The 5,151-nt window shown below is 72.5% G+C and carries 6 protein-coding genes; 3 read left to right on the forward strand and 3 right to left on the reverse strand.

The window, feature by feature from the left end:
* Positions 1-251 precede the first annotated feature (251 nt).
* Complete coding sequence (locus ABTY61_RS32950; protein ID WP_350508810.1) at positions 252-650, reverse strand: hypothetical protein; 399 nt, start codon at positions 648-650, stop codon at positions 252-254.
* Positions 643-1,560, reverse strand: a complete 918-nt coding sequence (locus ABTY61_RS32955) for a sulfite exporter TauE/SafE family protein (protein ID WP_350508811.1) — start codon at positions 1,558-1,560, stop codon at positions 643-645. Before ABTY61_RS32955 ends, ABTY61_RS32950 begins: the two co-directional genes overlap by 8 nt.
* Positions 1,561-1,782: 222 nt before the next feature.
* Between ABTY61_RS32955 and ABTY61_RS32960 the strand changes: the two genes are divergently transcribed.
* Together ABTY61_RS32960 and ABTY61_RS32965 are read left to right on the forward strand one after the other, a co-directional pair.
* Complete coding sequence (locus tag ABTY61_RS32960) at positions 1,783-2,991, forward strand: acyl-CoA dehydrogenase family protein (RefSeq protein ID WP_350508812.1); 1,209 nt, start codon at positions 1,783-1,785, stop codon at positions 2,989-2,991.
* A 154-nt stretch (positions 2,992-3,145) separates the two neighbouring features.
* Complete coding sequence (locus ABTY61_RS32965) at positions 3,146-4,042, forward strand: fumarylacetoacetate hydrolase family protein (RefSeq protein WP_350508813.1); 897 nt, start codon at positions 3,146-3,148, stop codon at positions 4,040-4,042.
* A 34-nt stretch (positions 4,043-4,076) separates the two neighbouring features.
* Here the strand turns inward: ABTY61_RS32965 and ABTY61_RS32970 are convergent, their stop codons facing one another.
* A complete protein-coding gene (locus ABTY61_RS32970) occupies positions 4,077-4,310 on the reverse strand; it encodes a hypothetical protein (protein WP_350508814.1) in 234 nt (77 codons plus the stop codon).
* 325 nt (positions 4,311-4,635) lie between these two features.
* Between ABTY61_RS32970 and ABTY61_RS32975 the strand changes: the two genes are divergently transcribed.
* Positions 4,636-5,001, forward strand: a complete 366-nt coding sequence (locus ABTY61_RS32975) for a hypothetical protein (RefSeq protein WP_350508815.1) — start codon at positions 4,636-4,638, stop codon at positions 4,999-5,001.
* Positions 5,002-5,151: the final 150 nt, after the last annotated feature.

The following is a 5,151-nucleotide window of genomic DNA, read 5'->3' on the forward strand; positions in this document are numbered from 1 at the left end:
GCCCGCGAGATCTACCAGGTCCTGACCGCACCCAGCACTACATCCATCACCGCCGAGCAGCTCACCACCGCTGCTTGACATCCATAAGAGCATCCCGTGGGCGGCGCCCACGCGGCGACCGCGACCACCGCGCGGGGCAGTTCGGGCCGACCGCACCGGGGCGGTTGCACGCGCGGAAGACCCGGCTCCCGGCCCGATGGGACCGCACCGGGTCGCCCCGATCCTCGGTGCGACCAAGGCCCTTCGACGCGTCAGCCGAGCAGCGCGCCGCCCAGCAGCAGGGTCACCACGAGTACGGCCAGCAGCGCGTGGCGCCGGTCACCGGCCCGGAGCCACCGGGCCACGGTGACCAGGATGCCCAGGCCCGGGGCGGCGGCCAAGGCGAGGAGGCCGAGGCCGAGCAGCAGGGAGCCCGCGTCGTGCTGGGAGCCGAGGTCGGCGAGCGCGAGCGGGCGGGCCGTGCGGTCGCCGACGGCCAGGGAGGTGACCAGCCCGGCCAGGATCAGCGCCAGGGCGAGGGTGGTGACGACCAGCAGGGCGGCGGCGGTGAGCCGGTTGGTGCGGGCCTCCTGGGCCAGGGGGTCGGGGGAGGCGGGCGAAGGCCGGTCGGCCGCCGTGACGGTGGTTCCGGTGGTGGGGAGGTCAGACATGGATCACTCCGAAGGCGCCGAGGACGAAGGACAGGCCGGAGGCGAGGACGACCGAGGAGTAGACGGCCTCGATCGTGCCCACCGAGAGCCGGCCGGAGAGCCGGGAGCCGAGCAGTGACCCGGTGGTGATGCCGAGCACGATCGGGGCGACCAGCAGGGGCTGCACCACCCCGGCGGCGAAGTAGACGACGAAGCTGGCCACCGCAGTGATGCCGATCATGAACTGACTGGTGGCGGTGGCGACCCGGACCGGCACGCCCATGCCCACCGTCATGGCCGGCACCTTGAGGAACCCGCCGCCGATGCCCAGCATGCCGGAGAGCATCCCGGCCACCATGGAGGCGCCGGCGCCGAGGAGCGGGCGGCGTGCCCGGTAGGCGCGCGCGGTGCCGTCGGTCTCGTCCGCGACCAGACCGGTCAGCCCGTCACGGCCCTCGCAGGCGCGTAGTCCGTGCCGGGAGAGGGCGTCCGGCGGGATCTCGGCGGTCGCCAACGCGTTTGCGGCGGACGGGAGTCGTTTGCGGCGGCGGGTGAGTTCGGCGGACAGGAACTGGCTCAGGCCGAAGATGCCCTCCAGGGCGGGGCGCGGGATGAAGGCGGTGACCAGGCTGCCGAGGATGCCGCCGATGGTGGTGGTCACCTCCAGATTGAACGCCAGGCGCTTGTGGGTCAGCCCCTGCCGCAGGTAAGCCGCTGAACCGGCAGCGGAGTTGGCGATGACGGCGGCCAGCGAGACGGCCACCGCGGAACGGAACGAGACGCCGTAGCCGAGTACCAGGACCGGGACCACGACCGCACCGCCGCCGATCCCGGTCAGTGCGCCGACGCCGCCCGCCGCGGCGCCCATCAGTATCAGTACGAGGAGGGTGGAGAACGTCAGCGTCATCGGCATGCCCTTTCCGGGGGACACGTGGACAGCGTGGGCCGGGATGCCATTTTCCGGCGCCTGAACGTTAGTTGACGCAGGATCAGGACAATGTGGAACTGTGACGCACACCACCGGTTGCCGCCGGACAGTTTACCTGCCGGTAACATGGCGGGGTTCCGGGACTGGCATTGTCGATTCCGCTCGCACCGGGATGTGCGATCGGCGCGAGCCTGCAACCTCTCCTCCGAGGAAAGGGCAAAATCCGTGACTCCCTTGGTCGTTCAGCAGCGTCCCTCCGCCGCTGACCACATCGACGAGGCCGCCGGCACCGATTCGGCGGCCTTTCTGGACCACCTTCGGCGCTTCACCCGGGAAAGAGTCGCCCCGGTGGCCGGACTGATCGACCGCAGCGACGAGATCGGCACCGAACTGTTCGGCGAGCTGGTCCGACAGGGCCTGTTCGCCAACTCCCTCGGCTACCAGGCCGACCAGCCGCACGGCGGGCCCGAGCGGGTCCGCTTCCTCCTCCAGGTGCTGGAGGAGATCGCCCGGGTCTCGCCCTCGGTCGCCAAGGCCGTGATGGACCAGAACCTGGGCCAGATCGGCATGCTGCGCGACTACGCGGGGCCCGAGCTGCGCGACCGCTACCTCGAAGCGATCCGAACCGGCGAGAAGCAGGCCGCCTTCGCGATGAGCGAGCCGCAGACCGGTTCCAACGTCGCCCGGTTCACCACGGTGGCGACCCCGGTCGAGGGCGGCTACCGGATCAGCGGCGAGAAGGACTGGATCACCGGTGCGGCCCGCCGGACGGTGCACTTCGTGGTCGCCAAGCCCGCCCCGGAATCACGCGAGGTCGGCCTGTTCCTGGTGGACCGCACCCTGCTCGGAGCCGGCGACGGAACGGTCGAGATCGACGACCGCAAGGAGAAGCTGGGCCTGCGCGGATTGGGCGAATTCCACGTCCGCTACCACGATGTGTTCGTACCCGTCGAACACGTGGTGCTCGGTTTCGAGCGGGGAACGCTGCGCAGGATCATGCGCCATTACAACGGAAAGCGCCTGGGCCAGTCGGCGATTTGCCTCGGCCTTTCGAAGAGCGCGCTGCGCACGGCCTTCGACTACGCCAGCGCCCGCCTTCCGGCCGGTTCGCCGGGCCACCTCGCGATGCAGAGCACGCTGGCCCCCTTGGTCAGTGAGCTGCGGGCGGCGCAGCACCTCGTCGACTGGGCCGCGGGCGAATGGGCCGCCGGGGACGAGACCGGCGCACCCAGTGCGATGGCCAAGTACGTGACGGGCGACCTCGCCCAGCGGGTCACCAACGCCGCCGCCCAGGTGTGCGGGGCCAACGGGCTGTCGGACAAGATGCCGCTGGCCCGGCTGATGCGGGACGCCCGGATGCTCACCATGGCCGGCGGCGCCTCGGAGGTGCTGCGCGGCACCGTCGCGCAGCACCTGGACCGCCTGCTCGACTGAGCGCGGCGCGAACTGGCGACGCCCCGGCCGCCCCGGCCGCACGCCGGGCGGCCGGGGCGTCGGCCCGCGCCGTCGAGCACGAGCACGAGCACGAGCACGAGCACGAGCACGAGCACGAGCACGAGCACGAGTACGAACACGAGGAGGAGGAAGGATGCGCGTTGCGACCATCCGGACCGGTGGAGCGGAGCGGCTCGCGCTGGTCGACGCGGACGGCGGCTCGCTGACCCTGCCCCCGGCCGACCGGCCGGGGGCAGACAGCCTGCCCGAGCTGCTCCGCCGTGGGCCGGAGGCCTGGCAGGAGCTGGCCGGGTGGGGCCGCTCCGCCCCCGGCCGCTCCGGTCGCCGACTGGCGCTCGGCGACGTCGAGTTGCTGGCACCGCTGCCGCGTCCGGCGAACAACCTGTTCGCCCTCGGCCTCAACTACACCGACCACGGCGAGGAGGCGTACCGCGCGGCGGGCCGGGAGTACCGCAGGCCACGCCACCCCGTGGTGTTCACCAAGGACCGCGGCTGCGTGGCCGCGCCCGTCGGCCCGCTGGAGATCGACTTCTCGCTCTCGCGGGAGATCGACTGGGAGGTCGAACTCGCGGTGGTGATCGGCCGCCGGGCCTGGCGGGTCGGCGAGGCCGCGGCCCTGGACCACGTGTTCGGCTACTGCGTGGCCAACGACATCACCGCGCGGGACCTCCAGACCCGGCACAAGCAGTACTACCTGTCGAAGAGCCTGCCCGGCAGCTGCCCGCTCGGGCCGTGGATCACCACGGCCGACGAGGTGCCGGATCCGCACGACCTCGCGATCACGCTCAGCGTCAACGGCGTACCCCGACAGGTATCCCGCACCGACCGGATGGTGTTCTCCGTCCCGGAGACGATCGCCGCGATCTCCCGGATCGTCCCGCTGGAACCCGGTGACATCATCCTGACCGGCACCCCGGCCGGGACGGGCTTCGCGGCCGATCCGCCGAGCTACCTGGCCCCCGGCGACGTGGTGGAGTGCAGCGTCGAGGGGCTCGGGACGCTCGGCAACCGGATCGTGGCGCTGGACTGACGGCCGGCACCACGGCGGCGGGCGGCACGAGTGCTCAGCCGTACGCCGCGGCCAGGTCGCGCCCGATCACCGGCTGCTGGGGGCCGGCCCCGGGGAGCGGGTCGGCGGCCACCGAGAGCGAGCCGTTGAAGACCGACGGTGCGAGGAGCAGCACGTCGGCCTCCGTCACGTCGAGGTCGAACGGCATGTCGATGCTCAGCCGGTCACCGTGCCGGCCGATCCGCGGGTCGAGGCCGGAGAAGACCTCCGCCAGGCCCCGCCGCGCCATGGTCCGGGCGCGGCGGGCGATGTCGCCCCGTTGCGGATCGGTCCCCGTCGATTCCCCCCGGGGGGCGCTTGTCTCGGACGGCTTCGGTCAGTTGGCGCGTGCGGCTGTCCGGGGCGAAGTGTCCGGGAAGCGTCCGGCGAACGTCGTTCTCCGGTGTGCCCGCGCCCGGCACCCTTTGTACGGGCGAAACGGGGGAGCGGCCCTTCCTCGAAGCCCCGACTTCCGGAGCCCACGAGCGGGTGTCCGAACCTGCCAGGGAAGCGGGCCCGTGGGGCCCGAGGGCAGTGGGTCGAGCCGATCAGCCACCGAACGCCAGGAGAAACTGATGATCAGGAAGCGCACCGCCGTCCGCCTCGGCGCCGTCCTCGCCGTCACCGCCGCCGGTCTGGGCCTCGGCACCGGGATGGCCTCGGCCACCACCACCTATCCGGCCAACGTCCCCGGTTGTGCCGGGGGCATGGTGGTCAACTACTACAGCGGGCACGACCACGTGCAGGGCTACGCGACCTCCACCGGCGGTGCCGCCTGTAGCGTGGTCCTCCAGCAGTCGAACGGCGGGAGCTCGAGCAACTGGACCAACATCCCCCGCGACACGGCCTGGACCGACACCCTCCTGGACGCCGGAATCACCTCCTACGTCGTCGTGTGCAACGGCGACACCGGCCGGTGCGCCACCAGCGCCTCGTACTGACGGACGGCGCGAGCGCGGTCCGGACGGCTGCGACGGCCCGCTGCCGTCGGTCCCGTCCGACCGCCGAGCGAGCCGCCGGGCCCCACGAACCGCGGGCCCCCCCCCGCCCCCCGGGGGGGGGGGGGCGGGGGGGGGGGGGGGGGGGGGCCG

The sequence above is a fragment of the Kitasatospora sp. NPDC096128 genome, assembly GCF_040303105.1.
Taxonomy (GTDB): Bacteria; Actinomycetota; Actinomycetes; order Streptomycetales; family Streptomycetaceae; genus Kitasatospora.

Bases quoted from the DNA above. Each gene is read 5' to 3' on its own strand.
- ABTY61_RS32950 (WP_350508810.1), bottom strand. From the start codon at position 650: ATGTCTGACCTCCCCACCACCGGAACCACCGTCACGGCGGCCGACCGG.
- ABTY61_RS32965 (WP_350508813.1), top strand. From the start codon at position 3,146: ATGCGCGTTGCGACCATCCGGACCGGTGGAGCGGAGCGGCTCGCGCTG.
- ABTY61_RS32970 (WP_350508814.1), bottom strand. From the start codon at position 4,310: ATGGCGCGGCGGGGCCTGGCGGAGGTCTTCTCCGGCCTCGACCCGCGG.
- ABTY61_RS32975 (WP_350508815.1), top strand. From the start codon at position 4,636: ATGATCAGGAAGCGCACCGCCGTCCGCCTCGGCGCCGTCCTCGCCGTC.